Annotated in this window: 25 protein-coding genes; 15 read left to right on the forward strand and 10 right to left on the reverse strand. The window is 56.9% G+C overall.

Annotated elements, in window-relative coordinates; genetic code table 11:
• Nucleotides 1–12 precede the first annotated feature (12 nt).
• Entirely contained in the window at nucleotides 13–426 is a 414-nt protein-coding gene (locus AC6I8R_RS07960) for a GNAT family N-acetyltransferase (RefSeq protein ID WP_021185656.1), read from the forward strand.
• Here the strand turns inward: AC6I8R_RS07960 and AC6I8R_RS07965 are convergent, their stop codons facing one another.
• Entirely contained in the window at nucleotides 427–1,089 is a 663-nt protein-coding gene (locus AC6I8R_RS07965; protein WP_415175160.1) for an MBL fold metallo-hydrolase, read from the reverse strand.
• 24 nt (nucleotides 1,090–1,113) lie between these two features.
• Nucleotides 1,114–2,037, reverse strand: a complete 924-nt coding sequence (gene ldcA / locus AC6I8R_RS07970; protein WP_415175161.1) for a muramoyltetrapeptide carboxypeptidase — start codon at nucleotides 2,035–2,037, stop codon at nucleotides 1,114–1,116.
• A gap of 150 nt (nucleotides 2,038–2,187) precedes the next feature.
• Here ldcA and emtA point away from each other — a divergent pair, with 150 nt between their 5' ends.
• Nucleotides 2,188–2,829, forward strand: a complete 642-nt coding sequence (emtA, locus tag AC6I8R_RS07975; protein WP_152521912.1) for a membrane-bound lytic murein transglycosylase EmtA — start codon at nucleotides 2,188–2,190, stop codon at nucleotides 2,827–2,829.
• A gap of 121 nt (nucleotides 2,830–2,950) precedes the next feature.
• Here the strand turns inward: emtA and AC6I8R_RS07980 are convergent, their stop codons facing one another.
• Nucleotides 2,951–3,901 carry a sugar-binding transcriptional regulator gene (locus AC6I8R_RS07980; protein ID WP_415173400.1) on the reverse strand — a complete coding sequence of 317 codons (951 nt, stop codon included), beginning with the start codon at nucleotides 3,899–3,901 and terminating at the stop codon, nucleotides 2,951–2,953.
• 183 nt (nucleotides 3,902–4,084) lie between these two features.
• On the opposite strand from AC6I8R_RS07980, the gene AC6I8R_RS07985 reads away from it, so the two are divergent.
• From AC6I8R_RS07985 to AC6I8R_RS08015, 7 genes are all read left to right on the forward strand, one after another.
• Entirely contained in the window at nucleotides 4,085–5,026 is a 942-nt protein-coding gene (locus AC6I8R_RS07985) for a D-ribose ABC transporter substrate-binding protein (protein WP_497832095.1), read from the forward strand.
• 13 nt (nucleotides 5,027–5,039) lie between these two features.
• Nucleotides 5,040–5,651, forward strand: a complete 612-nt coding sequence (locus tag AC6I8R_RS07990; RefSeq protein WP_208725272.1) for a DUF2291 family protein — start codon at nucleotides 5,040–5,042, stop codon at nucleotides 5,649–5,651.
• Nucleotides 5,651–7,168: a sugar ABC transporter ATP-binding protein gene (locus AC6I8R_RS07995; protein WP_415173401.1), complete on the forward strand. Its 1,518-nt coding sequence runs from the start codon at nucleotides 5,651–5,653 to the stop codon at nucleotides 7,166–7,168. The genes AC6I8R_RS07990 and AC6I8R_RS07995 overlap by 1 nt, the downstream gene beginning before the upstream one ends.
• On the forward strand, nucleotides 7,168–8,277 hold the full coding sequence (locus tag AC6I8R_RS08000; protein WP_021185664.1) for an ABC transporter permease: 1,110 nt from the start codon (nucleotides 7,168–7,170) through the stop codon (nucleotides 8,275–8,277). Before AC6I8R_RS07995 ends, AC6I8R_RS08000 begins: the two co-directional genes overlap by 1 nt.
• Nucleotides 8,278–8,368: 91 nt before the next feature.
• The gene (locus AC6I8R_RS08005) at nucleotides 8,369–9,199 is read left to right on the forward strand and encodes a transketolase (protein ID WP_021185665.1); all 831 of its coding nucleotides are present in this window, start codon (nucleotides 8,369–8,371) and stop codon (nucleotides 9,197–9,199) included.
• Complete coding sequence (locus AC6I8R_RS08010) at nucleotides 9,192–10,136, forward strand: transketolase family protein (protein WP_415173398.1); 945 nt, start codon at nucleotides 9,192–9,194, stop codon at nucleotides 10,134–10,136. Before AC6I8R_RS08005 ends, AC6I8R_RS08010 begins: the two co-directional genes overlap by 8 nt.
• Before the next feature lie 2 nt (nucleotides 10,137–10,138).
• Nucleotides 10,139–11,629 (forward strand): FGGY family carbohydrate kinase, encoded by a 1,491-nt coding sequence (locus tag AC6I8R_RS08015; RefSeq protein ID WP_497832096.1) that lies wholly within the window; start codon nucleotides 10,139–10,141, stop codon nucleotides 11,627–11,629.
• Between the two features lie 204 nt (nucleotides 11,630–11,833).
• Here AC6I8R_RS08015 and AC6I8R_RS08020 read toward each other — a convergent pair whose 3' ends face one another.
• On the reverse strand, nucleotides 11,834–12,568 hold the full coding sequence (locus AC6I8R_RS08020; protein WP_415173396.1) for a flagellar brake protein: 735 nt from the start codon (nucleotides 12,566–12,568) through the stop codon (nucleotides 11,834–11,836).
• 183 nt (nucleotides 12,569–12,751) lie between these two features.
• Here AC6I8R_RS08020 and AC6I8R_RS08025 point away from each other — a divergent pair, with 183 nt between their 5' ends.
• Nucleotides 12,752–13,000: a GlsB/YeaQ/YmgE family stress response membrane protein gene (locus AC6I8R_RS08025; RefSeq protein ID WP_021185669.1), complete on the forward strand. Its 249-nt coding sequence runs from the start codon at nucleotides 12,752–12,754 to the stop codon at nucleotides 12,998–13,000.
• A gap of 58 nt (nucleotides 13,001–13,058) precedes the next feature.
• Here AC6I8R_RS08025 and AC6I8R_RS08030 read toward each other — a convergent pair whose 3' ends face one another.
• Together AC6I8R_RS08030 and treA are read right to left on the reverse strand one after the other, a co-directional pair.
• Nucleotides 13,059–15,158 (reverse strand): TonB-dependent siderophore receptor, encoded by a 2,100-nt coding sequence (locus AC6I8R_RS08030; RefSeq protein WP_415173395.1) that lies wholly within the window; start codon nucleotides 15,156–15,158, stop codon nucleotides 13,059–13,061.
• Between the two features lie 232 nt (nucleotides 15,159–15,390).
• On the reverse strand, nucleotides 15,391–17,073 hold the full coding sequence (gene treA, locus AC6I8R_RS08035) for an alpha,alpha-trehalase TreA (RefSeq protein WP_415173045.1): 1,683 nt from the start codon (nucleotides 17,071–17,073) through the stop codon (nucleotides 15,391–15,393).
• Between the two features lie 207 nt (nucleotides 17,074–17,280).
• Between treA and ghrA the strand changes: the two genes are divergently transcribed.
• Genes ghrA through AC6I8R_RS08050 form a run of 3 tightly spaced genes read left to right on the forward strand, consistent with a single transcriptional unit; the run spans nucleotide 17,281 to nucleotide 19,592 of the window.
• On the forward strand, nucleotides 17,281–18,219 hold the full coding sequence (ghrA, locus tag AC6I8R_RS08040; RefSeq protein WP_021185672.1) for a glyoxylate/hydroxypyruvate reductase GhrA: 939 nt from the start codon (nucleotides 17,281–17,283) through the stop codon (nucleotides 18,217–18,219).
• Nucleotides 18,220–18,266: 47 nt separating this feature from the next.
• Nucleotides 18,267–19,004 carry a phosphatase gene (locus AC6I8R_RS08045; protein WP_415173044.1) on the forward strand — a complete coding sequence of 246 codons (738 nt, stop codon included), beginning with the start codon at nucleotides 18,267–18,269 and terminating at the stop codon, nucleotides 19,002–19,004.
• Between the two features lie 27 nt (nucleotides 19,005–19,031).
• Nucleotides 19,032–19,592, forward strand: a complete 561-nt coding sequence (locus AC6I8R_RS08050; protein WP_021185677.1) for a TorD/DmsD family molecular chaperone — start codon at nucleotides 19,032–19,034, stop codon at nucleotides 19,590–19,592.
• Nucleotide 19,593: 1 nt separating this feature from the next.
• On the opposite strand, the gene AC6I8R_RS08055 is transcribed toward AC6I8R_RS08050, so the two are convergent.
• Entirely contained in the window at nucleotides 19,594–20,958 is a 1,365-nt protein-coding gene (locus tag AC6I8R_RS08055) for a CoA transferase (RefSeq protein ID WP_497832097.1), read from the reverse strand.
• 31 nt (nucleotides 20,959–20,989) lie between these two features.
• Complete coding sequence (locus AC6I8R_RS08060; protein WP_497832098.1) at nucleotides 20,990–21,874, reverse strand: DMT family transporter; 885 nt, start codon at nucleotides 21,872–21,874, stop codon at nucleotides 20,990–20,992.
• A 182-nt stretch (nucleotides 21,875–22,056) separates the two neighbouring features.
• Here AC6I8R_RS08060 and AC6I8R_RS08065 point away from each other — a divergent pair, with 182 nt between their 5' ends.
• Nucleotides 22,057–22,782 carry a glutamine amidotransferase gene (locus AC6I8R_RS08065; RefSeq protein ID WP_497832099.1) on the forward strand — a complete coding sequence of 242 codons (726 nt, stop codon included), beginning with the start codon at nucleotides 22,057–22,059 and terminating at the stop codon, nucleotides 22,780–22,782.
• On the opposite strand, the gene AC6I8R_RS08070 is transcribed toward AC6I8R_RS08065, so the two are convergent.
• On the reverse strand, nucleotides 22,770–23,333 hold the full coding sequence (locus tag AC6I8R_RS08070) for a class I SAM-dependent methyltransferase (protein ID WP_021185681.1): 564 nt from the start codon (nucleotides 23,331–23,333) through the stop codon (nucleotides 22,770–22,772). The two genes, AC6I8R_RS08065 and AC6I8R_RS08070, sit on opposite strands and share 13 nt — an antisense overlap.
• A gap of 235 nt (nucleotides 23,334–23,568) precedes the next feature.
• Between AC6I8R_RS08070 and exaC the strand changes: the two genes are divergently transcribed.
• The gene (gene exaC, locus AC6I8R_RS08075) at nucleotides 23,569–25,089 is read left to right on the forward strand and encodes an acetaldehyde dehydrogenase ExaC (protein WP_021185683.1); all 1,521 of its coding nucleotides are present in this window, start codon (nucleotides 23,569–23,571) and stop codon (nucleotides 25,087–25,089) included.
• 103 nt (nucleotides 25,090–25,192) lie between these two features.
• Here exaC and AC6I8R_RS08080 read toward each other — a convergent pair whose 3' ends face one another.
• Complete coding sequence (locus AC6I8R_RS08080) at nucleotides 25,193–26,176, reverse strand: IS110 family RNA-guided transposase (protein ID WP_497831835.1); 984 nt, start codon at nucleotides 26,174–26,176, stop codon at nucleotides 25,193–25,195.
• Between the last annotated feature and the right edge of the window lie 146 nt (nucleotides 26,177–26,322).

The following is a 26,322-nucleotide window of genomic DNA, read 5'->3' on the forward strand; positions in this document are numbered from 1 at the left end:
AAGGAGTCGACTATGCAACTTAAGGTCACGGAAAGCGTCACTCATCAGGATCTCGATGAGGTTCGCCTCGGGCTGAATGCGTTTAACAGCCGCTTTATCAATGTCGATGAAATCAAATCGATTGGCGTGTTTGTTACCGATACCGACGGGAAAAAACTGGCGGGACTGACCGGATCCACCAGTGGCAACTGGTTGCGTATTGATATGCTATGGGTCAGTGACGCGCTGCGCGGGCAGGGCGTGGGCAGCAAATTGATAGGCGCTGCGGAAGAAGAGGCACGCGCGCGCGGCTGCTGTTATGCCCAGGTGGATACGGCCAGCTTCCAGGCACGACCTTTCTACGAAAAGCTCGGTTACACCTTACGCTTTAGCCTGGATAACTATCCACGGCATCATCAGCGCCACTATCTCAGCAAAACCCTCTGATTAACCAGGCGGCCGCTGGCGTAAATCCAGCGGTGCCTGTTCCGCTTCGTCGATCGCCGCTAACCAACTTTTCAGCGTCATTTTCTGCCATGACAGATGGCCACGGGTGGTGCTCATCAGCACCACATCCGGGCGTAATGAACGATAGAGCTCGAGTGATTGTAATAATTCAGCCGGATTGCTTTCCGGTACCAGAACGCTAATCCAGCGATTATATTCGCGCGTCAGCGTGTCGCCGACGAACAGATAGGTGCGACCCAGCGGCGAGTGATAAAGGTAGCTGCTGCTGCCTGGGGTATGTCCTGGGGTAGGAAGCAGATGGAAATCGCCAAAGTGGACCTCCTGCTGGCTGAAGGTATCATCCGGCTCAATGATCAGGCTGACCGGACCGAGCGCTCGGTTGTGGCAATATAACGCGCTGTTAAAGCGCTGCTGAATCATCAGCGCGCCGGGAGCAGCCTCATGCCAGTGGGTAAGATAATGACGAATCACGCCACCCACATCGGCCAGCACCTCATGATCGAGCTGGTTTTCGACCCGACCAATTAACAGGTTGCCGCGCGGATGGCGCAACATAAACCCATGCATCATCAGGTCACTTTCCGCATTGTCTGCGGGAAATTCGGGTGTGGAGATCCACAAGTCCTCGTAAAGCGGCTTCAATGTCGGTCTCCTGCGGCAATGCCGTTAGCGCAATGTCGGGTGGCCGGTAAAGGCGAACTGGGCTTCTCCGTGCTGAATCTGCAAACTGGCGCTGGCGCCGAGGGGAAGCGTAACGGTGTCAGCGCCGTGACCAAAGGCCAAATCGCTGATCACGGGCAGTTGATACTCATCCCGCACGCGTTGCCAGACGCTCTCGAAATCGAAACCATTGTCGTAATCCGACAGGGTAGTACTGGTGAAGCTGCCGGTCACGATGGCTTTTTGCCGTGCCAGAATGCCGCTTTGATGCAGCTGAATCAGCATGCGTTCAATGCGGAACGGATGTTCGTTCACATCCTCGATCACCAGAATGCCGTCTTCAATCTGTGGCAGCCAGGGGGTGCCAATCAGCGAACAGATCATTGCCAGATTACCGCCCCACAAGGTGCCCTGCCAGTGGCCTTCATCCGGGCTGCTGCTGCGCCAGTGTAACTCGACTGTAGGTGAAGTCAGCGCTTGCCAAAAGTGCGAAACGGTAAAATCAGATAATGTCTCTGCGCCGAAATTACCAGCCAGCATCGGCCCACTGAAGGTGATCAACCCGGTTTGCGTCAGCAGTGCCAGTTGCAGCGCGGTAAAGTCACTGTGGCCGCACAAGGCGACCGGCTGATTCAGCAACTGGCGCTGTAGACCCACATAATCGACATTATCCAGCAAACGCGATGCGCCATAGCCGCCACGTACCGCCAGCACGATGTCCGGCAAGGTGCTGAGTGAGGCCAGTTGATTGACGTCATCCAGACGCTGCTGATCGCTTCCGGCAAAACGCTGAAAGCGACGGGCGATGGCGATTTGATTGTCGATATGGTGGCCTTCTGCCTGTAAACGTGTCACGGCGCGTTGGGCAGCATCCTGATTGTGGCAATAACCGGAAGGGGCGATCAGACGTATCGAACGGGGGGCAACCATATTCTTATCCTGTGTGGGTTGGCTTGCCGATGATGACGAAATGCGTTACGGAAGTCACGACCTGGCAAGTTTTTTTACGAATTTAGGACAAACGGTAATTTTACCCTGCGGCAAGCCAGGTATGATAGGTTGCGCCGAATCTATTGCGGAATCCAACATTCAGTGAAAATCCGACTACTTATGCTCTCTGCGTTATTGCTGGCGGGCTGTGCCAGCGAACCGCAGACCGTGGTAACGCCAGAGAAGAATACACCTTTAACCCAGGCTCCACCGTCAAAACTTAATGACGCCTGGTCAATGTTTACTGAAGATGCCGCCAGTCATTATGGCGTTGATGAAAAGCTTATCAGCGCCATTATTAGTGTCGAATCAGGGGGTAACCCCAGCGTGATCAGCCGATCAAACGCGGTCGGACTGATGCAGATCAAAGCCTCAACGGCGGGCCGTGCGGTGTATCGCGCCCAGGGACGTCGTGGTCAGCCCACTTCATCCGAGTTACGCGACCCGGCAAAAAACATCGATATTGGCGCGGCCTATATCCGTATTTTGCAGGAATCGGAATTGGCAGGCATTCGTGATCCGCTGACTCTGCGTTACGCCACCATTGTTTCCTATGCTAACGGTGCCGGTGCGCTGCTGCGAACCTTCTCACGCGACCGCGATCGTGCCATTGCAATGATCAACGCGATGACGCCGGACGAGTTCTATCAGCACGTACAAAACAAACATCCAGCAGCCCAGGCGCCGCGCTATTTGTGGAAAGTCACCACCGCGTATCGCACCATCAGCTAATCCGGTAGCGGCGCGATTTATCGCGCAATGTTGCCTGATGATGTAGCGGCGCGATTTATCGCGCGGTTCCTTGCCGGTTGCCAGGAAAAGACGCGCGATAAATCGCGCCGCTACAGACGGCTTACCCCTCCACCAACAACCTTGCGGTGGGATAATCCACAATCAGCACCTTCACATACCCCCCGCGCAACGCACCACGAATCGCCTGAGCTTTCTCCTTGCCACCCGCCAGTGCTACCACCTGCGGGCAATTTTTCACCTGTGTCAGCTCCATACCAATCACCGGATCTTCAGCGGTGTTCAGGACGGGCTGCCCATCAGCGTCAAAGTAATGCAGGCAGATATCACCCACCGCGCCACGTTGGGCGAGGGTGCGTAACATCTCTTCATCGTAGTAGTTGCCGGAATTACGCAGCAGCGCGGAAGGCTCCAGATCGCCAATGCCGACAATCGCCAGATCCACCTGCTCGAATTTCTCCAGCACCACGGCAACATCGGGATTCACCGACAAGCGCTGACGGTCCTGCACCGAATGTTCAATCGATTGTGATGGCAGCAGCCATGCCGGGCAATTTAACAGCGCCGCGAGGTTCTGTGTCAGGATGGTAGCCTGAACATTGCCGTTGGTGCCGACACCGCCGAGTAACTGAATCACCCCGCGACAGGGCGCGTTAAGCGGATGCAGTGCATCCACCATTGCCCGGATCGTCCCGCTCCATGAGGAGATGCCGATCAACTCATCGGCACGTAAACGCGTTTCCAGATAGTGCGCAGCAGCCGAGCCAATCGCCTGTTTAATCTGTAAGGCGGAAGCCTGCTCCGGCACATCGACAACGATCGCCTGCGGAAGCTGGTAAGTCTGCTCGATGGCTTTCTCCAGCTCGGGAAACACATTCGCGGGCGGGACCACGCTAATCTTTACTACGCCTTCCTTTACGCTGCGATTGAGAATGCGTGAAACAAAGGATTGCGACAATTTCAGTAGCTGTGCGATATCCGATTGCTTCAACCCTTCAACATAATAAAGGGTAGCAATCTTCACCATCAGCCGCTGTTCATCCTGTTTTGCCATGATTTATCCCTCTCCAAATCTGCCTGGTATTGTTAATCAGCCGGTCATAAATAACAACGCTGAACAATTTGTGATCGTTTTCGCTTTTTCAGGATCCGGCATTGGACGGCATCCTCGTTGGGGTGCATAGTCATTATGCATATAAAATCGCATTTGAATATATATTCAAGCGGAGAAAAACCAATGAAAGCATCCCTCGTCAAAGTTACCCTGCTGGCTTCACTCCTGACGTTATCTGCGGCCTCACAGGCGGCAGATAAGGGCCTGCTGGCCATTATTACCCCGTCACACGATAACCCCTTTTTTAAAGCCGAGGCCGATGGTGCGCAGGCGAAGGCAAAAGCGCTGGGCTACACCACGTTGGTGGCCTCGCACGATGATGACGTCAACAAACAAAACCAGTTGATTGAAACTGCCATCGCGCGCAAAGCCAAAGCGATCATCCTCGATAACGCCGGGGCGGATGCCACGGTAGGGCCGGTACAGAAGGCTAAAGATGCTGGCATCCCCACGTTCCTGATTGACCGTGAAATTAACAAGACCGGCGTGGCGGTGGCGCAAATCGTCTCCAACAACTATCAGGGTGCTCAACTCGGCGCGCAGAAGTTCGCCAAGCTGCTGGGCGGAAAAGGGGATTTCGTTGAGCTGCTGGGCAAAGAATCTGACACCAACGCGGGTGTGCGTTCACAGGGCTACCACGATGTGCTGGATGACTACGGCGACATGAAGATGGTGGCGCAGCAGAGTGCCAACTGGAGCCAGACGGAAGCCTTCAGTCGCATGGAAACCATTTTGCAGAAGAACCCGAATATTGTCGGCGTGATCTCCGGTAACGACACGATGGCGCTTGGCGCTGAAGCGGCGTTGAAAGCCGCCGGTAAAACCAACGTCATTGTGGTGGGTTTTGACGGTAGCGATTACACCCGCGACTCGATCCTGAATAAAGGCAATATCAAAGCCACGGTGCTCCAGCCGGGCTGGGATCAGGCACAAATGGCGGTGGAGCAGGCGGATTATTACCTGACGCACGGCAAAGCGCAGAAGGAAGAGAAACAGCTGATGGATTGCGTGCTGATCGACGACAGCAACGCCGCGAAGCTGAAAAACTTCCGTCTGGCGCAGTAAGCGGGAGTACGGCATGAAGGGCAGAGCGACAGGCGTAATCATCATGGCGGCACTGGCGCTGATGCTGACGGCGTGCACGGTGGTGGATCTCGACGCAAACGGCAATCCCATCATGCCGAAAGATCCCCACGCCAAACCCGGCTATACCAATCAGACGCCGCAGCAGATCGCCGAGGAGAGCTGGCAAAGTCGGGTGGCACAGCCCGCAGAAAAACAGGCGCTCAGCTGGGGCGATATGGAAACCAAAAGTCATACGCTGAAAGCGGGCACCAGCGAAAGCGTGTTTGTGCGCGCGGGCGGCACCGTGACGGCACTGGATAGCAGTAACGATCGTGAGCGGGTGCTGACTGTCACCGTCAACGGTAAACCGGTCAAGGTGCTGATTGGTCCGGTGTTGCGTAGCAACGCCATCCGTGATGCCGCCGGTTTCCGCTTTGAGGAGTTCACCAATCAGGTGCAGTACGCACAGCTGACCAAAGCGTTAAACCGTCATGCGGTGAAACAGCTGCCCACGGTGGACAGTAGCTGGCAAGGCAAACCGGTGCAGATGTTGCTGGCGGTGACGATGGGGCCGGGCACGGTCGATGAAGTGGTGGCGATCCAGCTGCAACAGGGGAATGGATGATGAGCGACGAAATTATCCTGCAAGCGAATCATATGTCGATGCTGTTTCCCGGCACCCTGGCGCTGGACCGCGTGGATTATCGCGTCTGGCGTGGCAAGGTCAACGTCATCATCGGCGAGAACGGCGCCGGTAAATCGACGCTGATGAAAATTCTCGCGGGCGTGCAGCAACCGACCAGCGGCGAAATGTTTCTTAATGGCCAGAAGGTGGTGTTCCACAGTACCCGCGATGCGGCCCGTCACGGTATCGGCATGGTGCATCAGGAGCTGAACCTGTTTGAAAACCTCAGCGTGGCTGAGAACATTTTTCTCGGCCGCGAGATTCAGCGGGGTATCCGTCCGATCAATGAGGCTGAACAGGCGCGACGCACCGCCGCGTTGATGCAGCGCCTCGATCAACCCATCGCGCCACAGGAGAAAGTGGGCAATCTCAAGGTGGGTCAACAGCAGTTGGTGGAGATCGCCAAAGCGCTGGCGGAAGATGCCGATATTTTGATCCTCGACGAACCGACCTCGGCGCTGAGTAAAACCGAGGTGGAAATCCTGTTCCGGGTGATTCGCGAACTGACGCGTCAGGGCGTCTCCATTATCTATATCTCGCATCGACTGGAGGAGTTAATGGCGATTGGTGATGTGATCACCATCCTGCGTGATGGACGTTTCCAGGCCGAAGCGCAGGTCAGCGATATCGATGTGCCGTGGATTGTGCGTGAAATGCTGGGTAGCGAACCGGTCAGCAATTTCCTCCCCACACATCGGCAATTCGGTGCGGCAGTGCTGGAAGCGGAGCACATCACCTGCGTCAGCCCGAACGGCAATACGCTGGTGGATGATGTCAGCTTCCAGGTGCGTGCCGGGGAAATTGTCGGCATTTATGGCCTGATGGGCGCCGGTCGCACCGAATTGTTTGAATGCCTGCTCGGTAGCCAGCGCAACTATCTCGGCAAATTGTGGCTCGACAGCAAACCGCTGCCCACGCGATTGCCTACCGCTGAACGCATCCGCATGGGGATGAGTCTGGTGCCGGAAGATCGCAAACGCGCGGGCATCTTTCCCATCTCGTCGGTGGCGAGCAACCTGACCATCGCCAGTCTGTGGCGTCGTCTGTCACATCGCATGGTGATTGCGCAGCAGGCCGAGCGGGAAGCGGTAACCAGTACCGTCGGCAACCTGGCGATCAAGGTGTCGTCACCGGATGTTGCCATCAGCGCGCTGAGCGGGGGCAATCAGCAAAAAGTGGTGATTGGCCGTTCGTTGCTGACCAATCCGCGCCTGCTGCTGCTGGACGAGCCGAGTCGCGGCATTGATGTCGGGGCTAAAGCGGAGGTGTTCCGCATGATGGTACGGCTGTCGGAGCAGGGCATTGCGGTGCTGTTCTCCACCTCCGACCTGAAAGAGATCATGGCGGTGGCTGACCGTATTCTGGTGATGTCCGGCGGCAAACTTACGGCCGACCTTCCGCGTGCAGAAGCGGAAGAAGCGGCGCTGGTTAAAGCAAGTGCACAGGGGTTCTCGTGATGAAAAGCAACAGTGCCGTGGCATTCGCCGCGCAACCCGCAAAAGCCGTTACCTCTCGTGAAGGCCTGATCCTGCTGTTGTTAAAACTGCGCACCTTTATCGCATTGTTTTTGATTGTCGGGTTCTTTTCGGCCACGGTGCCGGATTTTCTCTCGCTCGGCAGCATGGTGATTATGGTGAAGCATATCGCGATCAACGCCTTCCTGGCGCTGGGTATCACCTTTGTCATCATTACCGCCGGTATTGACCTCTCCATCGGTGCCACGCTGGGCCTGTGCGGCATGATCGCGGGCTGGTTGATCACCAAAGGGATTGTGTTGCCAATGTTCGGCATCGCCATTTTCCCCAGCGTGTGGGTGATTGTGCCGCTGGTGCTGCTGGTCGGCGCGTTAATCGGCGCGGCAAATGGCTGGATTATCACGCGTTATAACGTTGCGCCTTTTATCTGCACCCTCGGCACCATGTACATCCTGCGAGGCGCGGCGATGCTGACGTCCGGAGGTGAAACCTTCCCAGGGCTACAAGGGAATCCACTGCTCGGCAACACCGGCTTTGACAAAATCGGTGCCGGTTATTTTCTCGGTTTGCCCTGGGCTATCTGGATGATGATCGTGCTGGCGTTGGTGATTGCTTACATTGCGCGACGGCTGCCCTTTGGCCGCCAGGTGTATGCCATTGGCGATAACGAACGTGCCGCAGAACTCTCCGGGGTGAAGGTCAGGCAGGTAAAAATCTGGGTGTATACCTTGTCCGGGTTCTGTGCAGCGATTGCCGGGATTGTGGTGTCCTCGCAGTTGGTTGCCAGTCATCCGGCCAACGGTACCTCCTTTGAAATGAACGCCATCGCGGCGGTGGTGCTCGGCGGCACCTCACTGGCAGGAGGACGCGGTACCATCCTCGGCACGCTGGTGGGGGCCTTTGTCATCGGCTTTCTCGCCGACGGCTTAATCATGATGGGGGTCAGCGAGTTCTGGCAGATGGTGATCAAAGGTATCGTCATTATCGTCGCGGTAATCATCGACCAGATGCAGAGCCGGATGCAGCAAAAGGCCGCCGTGGTGGCCCAGAAAGCGCTGATTGAAGAGGGAGGCAGCGGAACGAAGCTTTAATCGGTTGGGGCGCAGACGGCATTTGTCTGTCCCCCTTTTTTTGCTATGCAGGAATATATATTCAGTAACGATTTAAAATTCAGAGGTAACCATGAATCCTTTCAAATACTCTGTGGACGAGCTGACCGCCAAAGCGCGCGCGGTGCGTCGTCGCATCATCCAGCTCAACGCTGGTAGCCCGGCGGGTGGACACACCGGGGCCGATTTGTCGCAGGTCGAAATCCTGACGGCGCTCTATTTTCGCATTCTCAACTGCGCGCCGGACCGCATCAACGATCCGCAACGCGATATGTATATCCAGTCAAAAGGCCATGCGGTGGGGGGCTATTACTGCGTGCTGGCTGAAGCCGGTTATTTCCCGACGGACTGGCTCCCCAGCTATCAACATTCCGACTCCCATCTGCCGGGTCATCCGGTGCGACAAAAAACGCCGGGCGTGGAGCTGAATACCGGCGCACTCGGCCACGGATTGCCGGTGGCGGTGGGTATCGCGCTGGCCGCGAAAAAAGATGGTAGCAACAGAATGGTGTATGTGGTGACCGGCGATGGTGAGCTGGCAGAGGGCAGTAACTGGGAAGCGGCGCTGGTTGCGGCCCATTATGGCCTCGATAACCTGGTGATCATCAACGATAAGAACAAGTTACAGCTGGCAGGGCATACCCGCGACATTATGAATACCGATCCGCTCCCTGAGAAATGGCGCGCGTTTGGTTTAGAGGTCACGGAATGTAACGGCAACGATATGGCGGCAGTGGTGACAACGTTGGAAAACCTGCCGCGTAACGGCAAACCGCAGGTGGTGGTGGCCGATACCGAGAAGGGCTTTGGTATCTCGTTTATTCAAAGCAAAGCTGAGTGGCACCACCGGGTACCGAAGGGAGAAGAGATCGCTCAGGCGCTGGAGGAGTTGAAAGATGAGTAACGCACAACACCTGGCCAATGTCATGGTCAATGCTTTTATCGATGCGGTCAATCGCGGTATTGATCTGGTGCCGGTGGTGGCAGATTCGACCTCCACCGCCAAAATCGCTCCCTTTATCAAGGCGTTTCCGGATCGGCTGGTCAACGTCGGCATCGCCGAACAGACGCTGGTTGGCACCGCGGCCGGGCTGGCGATTGGTGGCAAAGTAGCGGTGACCTGCAACGCCGCACCCTTCCTGATTTCACGCGCCAATGAACAGGTGAAAGTCGATGTTTGTTACAACAACACCAACGTCAAATTGTTTGGTCTGAATGCCGGTACCAGCTACGGCCCGCTCGCCAGTACCCACCACAGTATTGATGACATCGCGATCATGCGTGGTTTCGGCAACATCGAAATTTATGCGCCATCCTGTCCGCTGGAGTGTCGTCAGATAATCGACTACGCGCTGGATCATGTTGGACCGGTGTACATCCGTCTCGATGGTAAGGACTTGCGCCAGCTGCACGATGACAGCTACCAGTTCCGTCCCGGCGATATCGATGTCTTGCGCAGCGGAAAAGATATTGCGCTGGTGGCGATGGGATCGACGGTGCATGAGATTGTCGATGCGGCTGAGCAACTGCAAAGCCAGGGAATCGACGCAGGTGTGATCGCCATTCCATCGATTCGCCCTTGTGATACCCAACAACTGCGCGAACTGTTAAATCACTATCCTGCGGTGATTACCGTTGAGGAGCACAACGTCAATGGTGGCGTCGGTAGCCTGGTGGCTGAGGTGCTGGCGGAAGGGGGATGTGGCATTCCGTTATTGCGGCTCGGCATTCCCGATGGGCAATACGCGATTGCGGGCGACCGTGCCTCAACCCGTGCGCGACATGGCATCGATGCGGCCAGCGTGGTGAAAAATGCGCTGCGTATCTGCACAGGAGAGTAAACATGGCAGGTCCGTTAATTCTGGCGATCGATGAGGGCACCACCAACGCCAAGGCGATCGCCGTGGATCGCAGTGGCGCGGTGGTGGCGCGCGGCAGTCAGCCGCTGGCACTCAACCATCCTCAGCCTGGCCTGGCGGAGCAGGACCCTTTGGCCATCTGGCAGGCGGTGAGACAGGCGGTAAGCGACTGCCTTGCGCAGTGCCACGGTGAGCCTGTGGAGGCGGTGGCGATCAGCAACCAGCGTGAATCGGTGTTGATCTGGCAACGGCGCGATGGGCAACCCTTAACTCCGTTGGTGAGCTGGCAGGATCGCCGTTCCGAATCGTTCTGTCGTGACTTACGCCAGGCGGGAAAAGCACCGCGTATCACCGGCCTGACCGGGCTGGCGGTGGACCCGATGTTTCCCGCAGCCAAGCTGACCGGTATGCTGGCGACCTTGCCGGATGGTCTGGCGCGTGCGCAGGCGGGGGAGTTGTGTATTGGTACGGTCGACAGTTGGCTCAGTTGGCAGCTTACGGGCGGTAAATGTTTCGTCACCGATCATGCCAACGCCGCGCGCACCCAGTTGTATAGCCTGCACAGTGGCGACTGGGATGATGAATTGTTGGCGCTATTTCACATTCCCCGCGCGGCGCTGCCGGTCATCGTGCCGTCGGCCAGTGCGCAGGGGGAAGTGGCGATTGAGGATATCCCCGGTTTGCCACCCGGCACGCCGCTGCTGGCACGCATCGGTGATTCCCACGCCGCGCTTCAGGCACAGCGTAGCGGTAGCGAGGAAGTGGTGAAAGCCACCTACGGCACCGGCTCCTCGTTGATGATGTCGATGGCGACACCGTTACTGACCGAAAATGGCCTGAGCACCACGGTGGCGTGGCATGATGGCACTTTACGCTTTGCCTTTGAGGGCAACATCACCCATACCGGCTCGGGGGCTGCCTGGCTGGGACGGATGATTGGCATCAGCGACCCGCGTGAGTTGACCCGACAGGCGCAAAGCACCGCGAGTAACCAGGGTATCTATTTTGTCCCGGCGCTCTCCGGCCTGGGCGCGCCCTGGTGGGATCTGCAGGCGCGCGGCATGCTGTGCGGTTTGACCGATGCGGCAACCCCGGCGGTGCTGGCACGCGTGGCGCTCGAATCCATTACCTTTCAGATTGCCGATGTGTTTTTTGCCATGCAGCAGGCGAGTGGCGTGCAGCTTCCGGCCCTGTGCGTTGACGGTAGCGCCACGGAAAATAGCTGGCTGATGCAGTTGCAGGCCGATGTGTTGCAACGCCCGTTGCGCCGCGTACCCACTCCCGAAGTCTCAGCGCTGGGAGCCGCGTTGCTGGCCGGACGCACGCTGGGCTGGTGGCAGCAGGGCAGTGACATGGCGGCGTTACAGGGGGGAAGCGTGATCTATCCGCGACAGGAGCAGGCGCAAAGCATGCAGGAAAATTATCAGGGATGGCTGGCAGCCGTGGCACGCTGTCGTTACCAGCCTTGCCAGTGAGGTGTGGCCTGAGCCCTCACCCCGGCCCTCTCCCGCTGGCGGGAGAGGGAGACGTGCAATCTGCCCGAACTGTTCCCTTCTCCCGCTAACGGAAAATGTGCTCAATCAGTTCCCTCTCCCGCTGGCGGAAATTGTGCTCGATCGGTTCCCTCTCCCGCTTGCGGGAGAGGGTTAGGGTGAGGGTAAAAGAAGGCGGCGCGGTCCTTACTGAAACCGACTCGCCTTATCACGCGCCAGACGCTCCAGCGCAAAAATCACCTGCTGTAGCTGGCGCTCCTGCACTGGCTCGATGGCGGTAAAACGAAAGCTTAGCCGGGGCGTCACGCGGGTTTCATTCTTACTGGTAATGGTGCTGCGCTCACCGATGTGCAGCAGTTGTGCCGTCACCTCAAACTGACCATATTCGCCCAGTTCGACACGCAGCTTCTTAAAGGTGTCACCGCTGTTTAAATCTTCCGGCAGTTTTTCATCCACCAGCACCCCAATGCCACCCAGTGACAGATCCTGCAAGCGAAAACGTGCTTTGTTACCATCCGGCCATTCACTGTGGCACCAGAAGACAGGCTCCATCGGCGCGTTAACACGGAAGAATTCACGGCGTTGAATTTGCCACACCAGCTCCGGCAGGGCAGCGGCAAAGGCAGGCAACCCCTCGTAGTCCACCTTCTGCAAACCGCTCAGACTGAACTCGACTTTTGCCCCCTGAGTCTCAGCGGCGATGTTGACTTCACCACTCCGCAAAGCCATCTCATTATCCTGGCTATGGCTACCCAGATCGAAGATCACCTGATCTTCATCGGCCGCCAGCATGCGGCTGATAAATTGTCCGCGCGAGAAGTTCACCATTAGCGGGGTCTGGAAACGTAACAGGTCCTTCATTACATTCAGAACGGCCAATGTACCTCGTTTAATATATTGTTCTTTATCGGCTTCTCTCACGTCCTGCTCCACTATCCGATCGTTACTATCACGCGTGCGCGGCTTTCCGTCAGTTATCGGTACATGATAAAAAAGCTTTAGCCTGCTAACTATTATTTCCCGTTGCGTTTGTGCAGCAGCTCAAAATATTCCGTCTATACTTAGCGCTGTGAACACCTTGATTAATAAAGTAAGGAGCAACAAATGGGTATTCTTTCATGGATTATTTTTGGTCTGATCGCCGGGATTGTCGCTAAATGGATTATGCCGGGGAAAGACGGTGGCGGATTCATTATGACCGTGGTTCTCGGCGTAGTGGGTGCGGTGGTTGGTGGCTGGATCAGTACCCTGTTTGGCTTTGGTAAGGTGGACGGATTCAACTTCGGCAGCTTCGTGGTGGCGGTGATTGGTGCCATTGTGGTGCTGTGGATTTATCGTAAAGTGCGCAGTTAACCCATCCGGTTTCCCTGAAACCCGTCATCTGGCAACAGATGGCGGGTTTTTTAATCAATTAAAAATCGTAACCGATGGTCGCTGTCACGGTGCGTTCCGCGCCGCGGTAGCAATAACCGGTGCCATAGCAGGCGGCGAGATATTTACGATCGGTCAGGTTATTACCGCTGACCTGCAACCATGCCCCTTTCAGGCTGCTGTTCCACGCGGCCAAATCGGCACGTAATGACGCATCAAACAAGGTCACCGAAGGCAAACGCGTGGTGTTTTCGTTATCTGCCCACTGCTTACCAATGTAACGCACGCCAGCTCCGGCACTCAGACCGTAGTCGAACTGATAATGGCCCCAGAATGACGCCATGCTGTTGGGGGTGACATACGGGGTATGGCCGTCGTTGCCATCGACAGAATCTTTAAAGCGCAGATGATTCAGCGTATACCCGGCGATGGTGCTGAAGCGTGGCGTAATCTGGTTACGTGCTTCCAGCTCGATACCCTGTGAATGGACTTTGCCCGATGGCGTATAGGTGCCGGAAATCACATCGCGGTTGGCAACATCATTCTGCGTCAGGTCGTACACCGCAATCGAATACATATCGCGCGTGCCAACCGGCTGATACTTCAGGCCGGCCTCGTATTGTTCAGAGGTCGTCGGTTTTAGCTGGTTGCCGTAGGGGTCGGTCAGAGAAGCAGGGGTGATGGCCTGGCTCCAGCTGACATACGGGGAGAGTCCATTATCGAAGGCGTACAGCAGGGCGGCACGGCCACTAACGTGATCATCCTGGCGGCGGCTGGTGCCATTTTCTGAAACGATGCGGTCATAGCGGCCAGACAGATCAAGGTGCCAGCGGTCCAGTTGCAGTTCATCCTGCAAATACAAACCGGTTTGATAGTAACGACGCGTCTCAGCTGTCCAGTCGTAGTCCGGCATGCTGCCCACTGCGACGCCGGTCCACGGATTGAGTGAGCTGGCGTAGCCGCTGGCGCTGAGAATATCGTTCTTATAACGATGATATTCCGCCCCCAGAGTGACGCGGTGTTGTACCGCACCGGTGCTGAAATCTGCCTGCAACTGATTATCGGTTGCCCAGGCTGACAGCGACGAACGCTCGCCAGAATAATAGCGCGTCAGCAGGTCCGGGTTAGTTGCATCCCAGCCAATCTGGTAGACCTGATCCAGATCGACATTCGAGTGGCTGTAGCTGCCGGTGGAGTGCACTGACCACACTTCATTGAAACGATGGGAAAAGTCGTAGCTGTAGATCTGCTGATGACGTTTGAACTGATCGAGCGCGCTATCGCCTTCATAAAAACTGTCGCTCAGTTTGCGGCCATTGTGGCTGTAGAGCGTACCTTCGGCAGGCACCGACCCATGATAGCCGCCTGACGGATCTTTTTGCAGATAAGCGCGCAGGATCAGGCTGGTATCGTCATTGGGTTGCCACATCAGCTGCGGCGAAATGGCGTATTTTTCTTCGCGAGTATGGTCGTATTGCGTGTCGCTGTTGCGGGTAATGCCGGTCAGGCGAAATGCCCACTGATCGTTAATCGCGTTGGTGTAATCAAAGGCCGCGCTGTTGGTCGCGTTGGTACCGGTCGACAGGCGGAAATGTCCCTCTTCAGCGAATTGCGGTCGTTTACTCACCATATTCACCAGGCCGCCGGGCACCGTCTGGCCATATAACGCCGACGAGGGGCCTTTAATGATATCAATGCGATCCAGGAACCAGGGATCCACTTGCAGGATATTAAAGCTGCCGCCATCGCTCATGACGCGCAGGCCATCAAGGAAGGTGTTATCGACATCACCGCCGTGGAAGCCACGCAGCGAGATGGTGTCGTAACGGGTTGCTGCGCCGCCAAAGTTGGTAAACACGCCAGGGGTGTAATTCAGCGCCTGGTTAAGATCGGTCGCGCCCTGATCTTCCATCTGCTGGCGCGTCACCACCGAAATGGACTGCGGCGTGGTGATCAGCGGCTGGTCGGTTTTACTTGCGCCGCTACTGCGTGTCGCCAGATAGCCTTGCGTGGGGGAGGTGGCGCTCTCCTGCGGTAGTGCGGTGACCACCAGCGTATCTTCAGCAAAACTGATGCCGGGTAACGCCAGGGCCAGTGCGCACAGCACGCGGCAACGATTGAGGGTAAACAGGCAGGTCATCTTAGTTCCTTCGAAAGAAATGAGATAATAGAAATCGTTATAAGAGTGAGAATTATTATCTTTTCGATAAAGGCATTTCAAGATGTAACCGAGAGTTTGATTAACCGGGCATTGCGTAGCGGCGCGATTTATCGCGCGGTTTTTACCGACATCGAACGCGGAAATGCGCGATAAATCGCGCCGCTACGATGGATAAATAGCCGGATCGAATGATCCGGCCAGGAGAGAAGGATTACGGTTGTGTCGCGGTCAGCGTGGGCATATTCGGAATGTCGTGCGCGCTGTCGCAGGTTTTCTCTTTCGGACAATATTTGTCGAGCAGCATCAGGGTTACGCCGTTGGTCCAGCCAAAGCCATCCTGTAACGGATACTCACCCCCGCCGCCACCGCCGAGTTTCGCCCCTTCCACCACGTATTTCTCAACCAGCTTATGCTCCTTGTCATAGGTCATCTGCACGTTCTGCAAAAAGCGCTGACCAATCTGTTGGGCCAGTTGCGGCTGCTTATAATGTTCCAGTCCGGTCACCGCGACCCACTGCAACGGAGCCCAGCCGTTAGGGGCATCCCACTGCTGGCCGTTATTGATGGTGGTGGTCACCAGCCCGCCGGGTTTCAGCAACTGTTTTTCCACGGCAGTCGCGGTGCGGTCTGCCTGTTTATCGCTGGCGAGTTGCATATATAACGGGAACAACGCCGCCGCCGTGAGTTGTGGATGTACCTGTTTACTTTGCCAGTTGTAGTCGGCGTACCAGCCGTGCTGCTCATCCCACAGATAACGATTGATCGCCGCCTGGCGGGATTCCGCTTTGCTGGCAAACTGCTGCGCCCGATCATTGTGATGCGCCAGCTTCTCGGCTTTAGATAACGTCTGTTCCAGATGGAACAGCAGGCTGTTGAGATCGACCGGGGCCAGTTGGCTGGTACGAATGGTCGCCAGATTGTGCGCATCGGTAAACCAGCGTGAGCTGAAGTCCCAACCGGATGCTGCGCCAGCGCGCAAATCGCGATACACCTGCGCCTTATCACGCTGCGTTGCTTTCTTCGCGGTATTCACGTCATCCAGCCAGGATTCGGTACGCGGCACATCGCGATCGTCCCAGTAACGGTTGAGCAGGGTACCGTCGCTCAGTTTAATCACCCGCTTACTGGCCTGACCGGCAGCCAGCGTGTCACTGCCCGCCATCCAGTAGTCATACTCTTTCTGTAACTGCGGCAAATAGTGGGTGTAGACGCTGTCACCGTCGTGGGACGCCAGCAGGTCGATCATCAGGCTAAAAAACGGTGGTTGCGAGCGGCTCAGATAGTAGCTGCGGTTGCCATTGGGGATATGGCCGTAACGATCCAGCTCCGAGGCAAAGTTATCCACCATATCCTGCACCCGATCCCAGTGGCCGCTTTCCGCCAGGCCGAGCATGGTGAAGTAGCTATCCCAGTAATACACCTCGCGGAAACGGCCACCGGGCACCACATAGGGTTTTGGCAGCGGCAGTAGAGAATCGTACTGGCTGGTCTGCGGTGTGGATCGTGTCAGTACCGGCCACAGGCCATCTATGTGGGCACGCAGGCTCTGACCGGCGGGAGGCACGTATTTATCCTGCTCTTTGGGCAGCGTGAAATTGGCATCAACGAAATGTTTCAGGTCGAAGTTGCGCTGGCTTTTCTGCATCTGCCAGTCGGCGAGAATCGATGAGGGGTTATATTTCGGCACCGCATCGGCAAAGGTTTTCTGGTCCGGATAAAATTTTGCCTGTTGCACGGCATTAAAAAGAGGGCCGAGACGGATATCGGGTGGCTGTGGCTGGTTGTTAAGCATACGGCCATTATCTTCGGCATGGGCCACGGCACTTCCCATCAGCAGAGCGGTACTGAGCAACAGGCGCAGATGCCCTGATGTAAATACGACATTTTTTATCATCGGTTTTTCTCCTTGTCCGAAAAGGTGGTGCGCTAACGCATTGACCACCCAAACAACTTTAGTCGCTATCACCGGGCTTAGCCGCTTATGGCACAGGAAATGTGAAGCACCTGGAATTAATCACGGAAGAAATTGCATTCGCGCTAAGTTTTTTGCTTGCCCTGCGACGCTATTTCCCTGAGGCTGAAAGAAAAAAAGGAGAGCAGTATGGAGATTATCTGGTATCACCCATCGATGGACCCCGAGAGCTGGCTCAGTGGGTTACGTCAGCGCTTACCGCAGGCTAAGGTCCGTCGCTGGCAGCCAGACGATAATGCACCGGCGGATTATGCGGTGGTCCGTTCACCACCGGTGGAAATGCTGCGTGGACGTGCGTTAAAAGGCGTGTTTGCGATGGGCGCAGGCGTGGACGAAATTTTGCAGCAACTGCGTCAGCACCCGGAAATGCTGGCGGCAGAGGTGCCACTGTTCCGGCTGGAAGATACCGGCATGGCACGACAGATGCAGGAATACGCGACCTGGTGCGTACTCGGCTGGTTCCGCCGCTTTGCCGATTATCAGCGCCAGCAACAACAGGCACACTGGCAGCAGCTCAAACCGTACACGCGTGAAAACTTCACCATTGGTATTCTCGGCGCTGGCGTGCTGGGCAGTAGCGTGGCGCAGAGCCTGCGTCAGTGGGGCTTCCCGGTACGTTGCTGGAGCCGTTCAGCGAAAACGCTCGACGGGGTGACCACGTTCCATGGCCGTGATCAGTTGCCCGCGTTTCTCGATGGCACTCAGGTGTTGATTGACCTGCTGCCAACCACGCCTGAAACCACCAACCTGATTGATCGCCAGTTGCTTAGTGGTTTGCCACAAGGGGCGTATTTCCTCAACATCGCACGAGGTGCGCATGTGGTGGAAGACGATTTGCTGGCGGCACTCAACAGCGGCCAACTGGCGGCGGCAGCTCTGGATGTGTTCCAGACCGAGCCGCTACCGGCGCACCATCCGCTCTGGTCACATCCGCATGTCACAATCACGCCCCATAATGCGGCCATTACCTTACCGCATGAGGCGATGGATTATATTGCCGGTGCCATACTTGAGCTGGAGCAGGGACAGCAGCCCACCGGACGAGTGGATCGTCAGCGCGGTTATTAATTTACTTTGCTGCCTGCGCGTGGCAGGCGGTCTGTCAGGAGAATCCGATGTATCCCGTTGATTTACATATGCACACCGTGGCCAGCACCCATGCCTACAGCACCCTGCATGACTATGTCGTGCAGGCGAAACAAAACGGTCTGAAGTTATTCGCGATTACCGACCACGGCCCGGATATGGCCGATGCGCCGCATTACTGGCACTTCGTAAATATGCGTATCTGGCCGCGCGTGATTGACGGTGTGGGCGTGCTGCGCGGTATTGAAGCCAATATCAAAAACCAGCAGGGCGAGATTGATTGCAGTGGCCCGATGCTGGATGCGCTGGATCTGATCGTCGCCGGGTTCCATGAACCGGTGTATGCCCCGCGCGACAAAGCGCATCATACCGAAGCGATGATCGCCACGATGGCGAGCGGCCTGGTGCATATCATCAGCCATCCGGGCAACCCGAAATTCCCGGTGGATATCCGCGCGATTGCAGAAGCGGCGGCGCATTATGATGTGGCGCTGGAGCTGAACAACTCATCCTTCACCCATTCTCGTCCGGGCAGTGAACCTAACTGCCGCGCTATCGCCGAAGCGGTACGCGATGCCGGTGGGCGTCTGGCATTTGGTTCCGACTCCCATACCGCCTTTACCCTCGGAAATTTCGAACATTGCCTGCGTATCGCGCATGAAGTGGATTTTCCGGAAGATCGCGTGTTAAATGTCACGCCGCGCCGCCTGCTCGATTTTCTCGAACAGCGTACCGGCAAGCATATTGCCGAACTGGCGGATTTTTAACTTTTTTGCCTCAAGGAATTCTGTTGCATGAATGAGTTTTCCATTCTCTGCCGAGTCATCGGCTCGTTGTTCAATCGTCAGCCGCAGGACCCGCTGCTGGTGCCCCTGTTCACCTTACTGCGTGAGGGGAAATTACAGGCGCAGTGGCCGCTGGAGCAGGATGAGCTGCTGACCCGGTTGCAGCAGAATAGCGATCCGCAGGCGCTGGCCGCCGACTATAACGCGTTATTTGTCGGCAGCGACTGTAGCGTGCCGCCCTATGCCTCACAGTGGCCGAATGGTGCGACCGAAGCGGAGGTGCGCGCGTTTCTCAGCTCGCGCGGCATGCCACTGAGCGACGCGCCTGCCGATCATTTCGGCGTACTGCTGCTGGCGGCATCCTGGCTGGAAGATCAGTCGGCGGAAGATGAATCTGCCGCGCAGACGGCGTTGTTTGATGACTACCTGCTGCCGTGGTGCGGCACCTTCCTGGGCAAGGTGGAGGCGCACGCCAGCACCGCATTTTATCGCACCCTGGCGATGCTGAGCCGCGAAGCGATTCAGGCGATGCGTGACGAGCTGGCGGAAGAAGCCGGCGACGCTGAATAAGTTACCAGCGAGCGGCGCTGCTGCCGAGCGGGACGCCCGGCGTAGCGCACAGCTGCGGCGTGCCGGGCAGGTATGACGCCGCACGCAGCCGCTCACCGATCCCCCAATGGGTGATTTCCAGCGTTGGCAGCACATCATCAGGCTGCGGCGTGATGCCGTTCTGCGTTCCGCTGGGGGCAAAGCCGTGTTGCTGCAACAGCTGGGCGGTGCGCGCCAGCGACAGACGTGCCTGCCAGCCCGTGCCATTCAGGCGGCGCTGACGTAATCCCTCCAGCACGGCGGCTGCCAGCATATAACCGGTGGCGTGATCCAGCGCCTGCACCGGCAAAGGTGTGGGTTTGGTGCTGCCGCTCCACTGCATCCCCTGATGTGCAATGCCGCAAGCCATCTGCACCAGACTGTCGAAACCGCGCCTGTTACGCCACGGGCCGCGCCAGCCCCAGGCATTCAGGCTGACATCCACCAGCCCCGGCGCGAGTTGCTGGCGAGCAGCGGCATCCAGTCCGAGATTTTCCAGCGCATCGGCGCGATAGCCGTGCACCAGTACATCAGCCTGACTGAGCAGCGTACGCAACTGATCCAGTCCGGCCACACTTTTCAAATCAAGCCGCGCACAGCGTTTGCCGCTGGTGATCTCCTCTTCCAGCGAGGGTTCCTGCCAGTCGGGAGGATCGATGCGCAGCACCTCGGCACCCAGGCTGGCGAGAAAACGTGTGGCGACCGGGCCAGCGATGATGCGCGTCAGATCCAGCACGCGGATGCCCCGTAACGGACGTGCAGCGCTGAGCGGCCAGTTGGGAATCTCTCCGCTCGCGGTGGCTTGTTGCGCGAACAACGGTTCCTGACCCACAGCAATGCCTTGCGCATGTTGCTGCCACTGCTCGACGCTGCGCATCTGTGCGGCGCAACCGCCGGCATCCACCACCGCCTGTTCCAGGGCTGCTGCCGACCAGTTCAGCACTTCAGTTGCCAGTGCCGTGCGATCGCGATGCACACCAAGCACCTTCTCCATCGCCTGGCGGTGATGACTGGCGTTGGTATGCAAGCGGATCCAACCATCACGCGTGGCGTAATCCCCGGCGAACGGATCCCACAATGCCGCCGGTGGGCGGTTAAGCGGTATAAAACTGTGCTGGAACCAGCGCGAGGCCAGACGCACATTGACACTCACCGGAGCCGAACGTCCCAGCAGATCGCTCACCGCCTGGGTCGCCAGTCCAATGCTGCTGGCTGCCAGTTCGCTGACGGCATAGGCCGAAGGGAAGGTGTCGGCCTGAGAAAAGGTAAGGGGCGGCGGGGTATCAGCTGTGCCTCGTAATCCTTGCCACATGTGCTGCCAGAGTGCGGCAGCGAGTTGGTAATCCATGCGAAGCCTCCGGGTCAATCAGAGCGGGATCTTAGCGACGGCGCAGGCGCGGAAAGCGCGCGTGCATCCGCAGATTGCGCAGGTTAATCACCGCAATGGCCGTGCCTAACACCACCAGCGATGCGCCGAGGATCTTAAAACTGTTCAGGCTATCGCCCAGAACCATCACGCCCATCAGCACCGCCAGCACCGGGGTGAGTAGCGAGTAGGGCATTATCAGGTTGACGTTGTATTTCTTCAGCAACGTGTACCACAGGGTATAGGCAATGATAGATGAGGCGAGGGCGCTGTAAAGAATCGCAAACCAGCCACGCCAGCCCGCGTGCCCGAGGGCGTAAAATTGTTGCGACTCGGTAAGCCAGGAGGCGACACCCACGATCGGCACGGCCAGAAACGAAATCCAGCCGGTCAGGGTCAAGGGTTTAATCGGCGGCGATTTCTTCACAATCATATTGCTCACCGCCCAGCCGGTGGCGCTGCACAGCAGGATACACAATACCCACCAGGCGGGAATGGTGGGGCTACCGGAGAGCACCACCACGCCGCTTAATGAAATCGCGATGCCCAGTAACTGCACCAGGCGTAGCTTCTCTTTCAGTACCACCATTGCCAGCAGCATGGCTATCGGCGTGCCGAGTTGGACCACAATGGCACCGGTGCCGGCGTCGGTGTAGCGCATGCCGACAAACAGCAGCGAGAAGTGCAGAAAACCAAAGGTGAAGGCCAGCAGCAACAGCCACGGCAACTGCTCACGGGTGATGCGGCAGAAGGGGATCAACATGATCGCCACCACCACAAAACGCATCCAGGTCAGAAACAGTGGCGGAAGTTCCAGCAATCCCCACTTTATCGCCACGTTGTTGAAGGCCCAGATGGATACCACCAGCAGGACCAGAAAAAAATGCCGCACAGCCACAATGTCATCCTTCACGGAAATTCTGTTGTCACCGGCTAATGATGGCATGAAGCGGTGTGGTTGGTGCAGCGCAGGCAAAAATATTTTCTCTCGATGCTTTCCCGCAAAAAATCTACACATTGCAGGCAATTACTGTCAGACTGGTTTTCCGAAACGTGACCTTGCAGAGGACAGTCTTCGGAATGACACAGACCCGCGCTTTACCCCTTGCCCTGATTCAACTTGAAGTACCGCCACCGGCCGTTGTGGCGCAAATCGGTGAACAACCCGTCTGGTTTATTGATGCGCTGGCGCTTCAGCCCGGCGACTATGTGATCGTGCGACCGCACCTCGGTGATGAGCTGCCCGCTTTTGATCGCGTCAGCGGCGCGATCCTCAGTGGCTCCTGGGCGATGGTGACCGACCATGCGGAATGGAGTGAACGCACCGCAGCCTGGATTCGGGCGGCGCTGGAGGCGGAGCTGCCACTGCTGGGGGTTTGCTATGGACATCAACTGATGGCCTATGCGCTGGGTGGTAAAGTTGCGGATAACCCCAATGGCTGGGAACGTGGCCTGAAACCCCTGACCCGCCATGCGCAGGCGGCACAAGATCCCTGGCTGGCAACCCTGCCGGACGATTTTCATGCCTGGCTGTCACATCGTCAGTCGGTGATCACACCACCGGCCCAGGCGCGGGTACTGGCTTCCTCCGAACTGGATGGCTGCCAGATTCTGCGTTATTCCGCCCAGGCATTATCGGTACAGTTTCACCCTGAATTTACCCGCGGCATCATGACCGCCTGTTTACCGGCAGGTGTGGTGGACGAGGGGAGTGAGCTGACGGGTGAAGACTGGGCGCGGGAACTGCTGCATCGCTTCTGGCAGCAAACGCGGCCACAGCCGCGCGTGCAGGCTCAGGGCGCGTAATGCCGGGTGCAGCGATAAACCCAGGCGGGTGGCACGTTTTTTAGCACCCGCTGGCGCTGCCAGGTGAAATAACGGGACAAGCTGGGTTGCGTGAGCGAAGTGTACTGAAATTGTACGAAGACGCCGCGCGGTCCCAGCGCATCATGCACGGCTTGCAGGATGGCGTCCCGGGTCGCTACCGGCAGTGACAGCAGCGGCAGGCCGGAAAAAATCGCATCATATTCACCGGACAAATATTCCGCCGAACAGGCGCGTACCTGCATACGATCATCCGGTAAAGCACGTAACGTCTTAACCAGCTCCGGGCTGATTTCAAACACATCCAGTTGGGCCTGCGGCGACATGCGTTGCAGAATCTGCCGCGTCAGCACCCCATCGCCCGCACCCAATTCAGCAATACGCAGGCTACGATCCCAGTTAACCGCATCGGTCATGGTTCGACATAATGCCGCGGAGGAGGGCGTGATGCTGCCCATTTTGCGGGGGTTGCGAATGAACTGATGAACAAAATTTGCTTTGGCGCGCATTAACGTCAGGGCTGAAGCCAACATCTCTTTCTCCTGGTTAGTGTCCTGCTTCATATTGACCCTATTTAGCGGACATGTTCCGCTTTTTACTGCATAACCGGCAAAAGTCGGAATTTTCCAGGCAGCAAACCGGCGCGATTTATCGCGTGATGTCACAGTTTCCCACCGGCAGATCTGACAGCGTGCTATTGATCGATCAATGTTAATAATAAGTTTCACGGTTGTTACACGCAACCTCTGTCCCGCAAGGAGAAACATCATGCGTTACGCTGCACCTGGAGAACAAGGTTCTCTGATTAGACTCCAAAAACGCTATGGCAACTTTATCAACGGTGAGTTTGTGGCACCGGTGAACGGTAACTACTTCGTCAACACCTCGCCGATTAATGCCTCGTCGATTGGCGAGTTTCCGCGCTCCGACCGTGAGGATATTGATAATGCTGTTGCTGCCGCCCATGCCGCCGCAGAGGCCTGGGGCAAAACCTCCCCGCAGGCACGTTCCCTGGTACTGTTGAAGATCGCCGATCGGCTGGAGGAAAACCTCGAATATCTGGCGGTGAATGAAACCTGGGATAACGGTAAACCGGTGCGTGAAACCCTCGCTGCCGATATGCCGCTGGCGGTGGACCATTTCCGCTATTTCGCCGGTTGTGTGCGCGCACAGGAAGGCACCGCTTCGGAGATTGATGAGTTCACGGCGTCTTACCACTTCCACGAGCCGCTGGGCGTAGTAGGGCAGATTATCCCGTGGAATTTCCCGTTGCTGATGGCTGCGTGGAAACTGGCTCCGGCACTTGGGGCGGGTAATTGCGTGGTGCTGAAACCGGCAGAACAGACGCCGCTATCCATCACCCTGTTCCTTGATTTGATCAAAGACCTGGTCCCGCCGGGAGTGATCAATGTGGTGCATGGCTACGGTAAAGAAGCCGGTGAAGCGCTGGCATCGCACCCGGGTATCGCCAAAATCGCCTTTACCGGTTCAACCGCCACCGGTGGCCATATTCTTGAACTGGCGGCGAAAAGCCTGATCCCGTCTACCGTCGAACTGGGCGGTAAATCACCCAATATCTTCTTCGAAGATATTATGCAGGCCGAGGAGAGCTTTATTGAGAAAGCGGCGGAAGGGGTGGTGCTGGGCTTCCTTAATCAGGGTGAAGTCTGTACCTGCCCGTCACGCGCGCTGGTGCAGGAGTCGATTTTCGAACCCTTTATGGCGGCGGTGATGAAACGCATCAAAACCATTAAACGTGGCAACCCGCTCGACACCGAAACCATGATCGGTGCACAGGCGTCACAGCAGCAGTTCGACAAAATCCTCTCCTATCTGGAAATTGCCCAACGTGAGGGGGCTGAGGTGCTGCACGGCGGTGGCATCGAGAGTGTCGGTGAGGAGTTCGCCAGCGGTTACTACATTCAGCCGACGCTGCTGAAAGGCAGCAACAGCATGCGGGTGTTTCAGGAAGAAATCTTTGGCCCGGTGGTCGGCATCCTGACCTTTAAAGATGAAGCGGAAGCTATCGCCTTAGCCAATGATTCCATGTATGGCCTGGGTGCGGGCGTCTGGACACGCGATATCAACCGGGCTTACCGGATGGGACGCGCGATTAAAGCCGGCCGCGTCTGGACCAACTGTTATCATCTCTACCCGGCACATGCGGCGTTTGGCGGCTACAAAAAATCGGGAATTGGCCGTGAAACCCACAAAATGATGCTCGATCATTATCAGCAAACCAAAAACCTGCTCGTGAGTTACAGCACCCAACCACTCGGTTTCTTCTGATGAAGCTGGCAGCGGGGTTACCCGCTGCCTTTTCCCACTAAACAGCACGATAAATCGTGCCGCTACAAATATGTGCAATGTACCGTAGCTACCGTCTTGAACGTCAAGCGGTAGCTGCGTAATTTTCATCCCACTTCATCCGCGTTTTCAGCACCCCGAAGCACTGATGAACCAGCTTGCGCATCACCGCTCCAAGCGCAGCCTTGCTGGCTTTGCCCTTCGCGATTAGCCTCTGGTACAGCGCCTTCGCCGGGGCATTCCACCTGATCGCTACAATCGCCGCCATATACAGTTTCGCCCTTACGTCTGCCGGGCCTGTTTTTGACATCCGTGCACGCCCCCTGACTGAGCTACCGGACGTTTTTTCCACCGGTACCACACCCAGCCACGCAGCGACCTGTGAAGCACTCCGGAACGGACACGAGCGCAGCACCGACAGCATTGTCGTGCCCACCACGCTGCCTATTCCTTTTATCGATTCCAGCAGCTCACGGTCTTCCTTCAGACCCGGATGATTATCTGTGTGGTCTGAGATGAGCGCTTCAATACGCTTCAGCTCGTCCCTGTGGGCTTTCAGGGTTCTCTCCAGCGAGTCAATGATTTCAGGCGCTGTGCGGGTTGAATGGGCCTTTTCCAGTCGGTTCTCCGCCCGCTGGACATCAGCCTGAAGTGAGTCCCGCAGACGCACCAGCTCCCGAAGTTTACGGACCTCCGGGGAGGGGGGCACCCAGGCATCAGGCTGTTTCAGCTCGCCATAACGGGCCAGGATGTAAGCATCAACGGAGTCGTTTTTAGTCAGGATAGCCATTCCACGGGCGAACTCCCTGACCCGCTGAGGATTGCTGATGCAGACTGTGACGGGGGTATTTTCATGAAGACCAAAGGCGACGTTTTCGTGATAAATGCCGGTCGCTTCGAGCACCACCATCACCTGTTCAGGATGGCATTTTTGCCTGATTAACCAGTCATTTATCTCCCGGTCGGCGTCGGGATGATTTTTGAGGGTTTTGGTTTTCTTTTTCCCGTTGCCGGGCAACAGGCAGAGGTCGAGTTTGTTTTTACTGACATCAATACCGAGATAAATCATAAGACAGCTCCCTTTCACATGAACCATCACGCCATCTTGCCTTGTACATACGAAGTCAGAGCTTCTGGTTACCGTTCAGAGTAGATGCTGGCGTGAAAGGAGAAACGGAGGGCTTTAAGCTACGACACAAGATCGAGTCTTAAGCG

This window comes from Pantoea sp. X-Soil-OKNW-713, assembly GCF_059730685.1.